The organism is Bacillus infantis (assembly GCF_008180445.1).
Classification (GTDB): domain Bacteria; phylum Bacillota; class Bacilli; order Bacillales; family Cytobacillaceae; genus Bacillus_AB; species Bacillus_AB infantis_B.
Map to the genome: position 1 here is coordinate 1 of NZ_VTER01000035.1, position 993 is coordinate 993.

The 993-nt window shown below is 48.7% G+C and carries 2 rRNA genes; both read right to left on the bottom strand.

The window, feature by feature from the left end:
* A 23S ribosomal RNA gene (locus FZD51_RS25865) occupies nucleotides 1–278 on the bottom strand; the annotation flags it as partial.
* Between the two features lie 294 nt (nucleotides 279–572).
* A 16S ribosomal RNA gene (locus tag FZD51_RS25870) occupies nucleotides 573–993 on the bottom strand; the annotation flags it as partial.

Sequence of the window (993 nt, forward strand, 5' to 3'; positions counted from 1 at the left end):
CTGGTTTGGGCTAATCCCGTTTCGCTCGCCGCTACTCAGGGAATCGCGTTTGCTTTCTCTTCCTCYGGGTACTTAGATGTTTCAGTTCCCCGGGTCTGCCTCCAATGCCCTATGTATTCAGGCAAGGGTTCCATCCCATTACGGATGGAGGGTTTCCCCATTCGGAAATCTCCGGATCAAAGCTTACTTACAGCTCCCCGAAGCATATCGGTGTTAGTACCGTCCTTCATCGGCTCCTAGTGCCAAGGCATCCACCGTGCGCCCTTTCTAACTTAACCTGTTCGGCCGATGATAAGCTTCACATCTCTTCGTCATCTCAATCGTCAGCATCCTCACGTATACAAAACATACGCTCCGGTGCTTCCTCAATCGATTCCTCGACCTGTTCGCTTCTCATCACCCTCACGGTTTTTAAACTCTWATTTATTTATATAAGAGAGAAAACCTAAAATGGCGATTACTCGGTAATGTCTTCTTCATTACATTATCTAGTTTTCAAAGAACAAAAATGAGAGATTATACTCTCAAAACTGAACGAACAAAGACCGTCACGTCTTGTATATATTCCTTAGAAAGGAGGTGATCCAGCCGCACCTTCCGATACGGCTACCTTGTTACGACTTCACCCCAATCATCTGTCCCACCTTAGGCGGCTGGCTCCCAAGGCAAAACTTAACTTCCTATAAATATGATAAGAGGTTAAGTTTTGCCCCGGGTTACCCCACCGACTTCGGGTGTTACAAACTCTCGTGGTGTGACGGGCGGTGTGTACAAGGCCCGGGAACGTATTCACCGCGGCATGCTGATCCGCGATTACTAGCGATTCCAGCTTCATGCAGGCGAGTTGCAGCCTGCAATCCGAACTGAGAATGGTTTTATGGGATTCGCTTAACCTCGCGGTCTTGCAGCCCTTTGTACCATCCATTGTAGCACGTGTGTAGCCCAGGTCATAAGGGGCATGATGATTTGACGTCATCCCCACCTTCCTCCGGT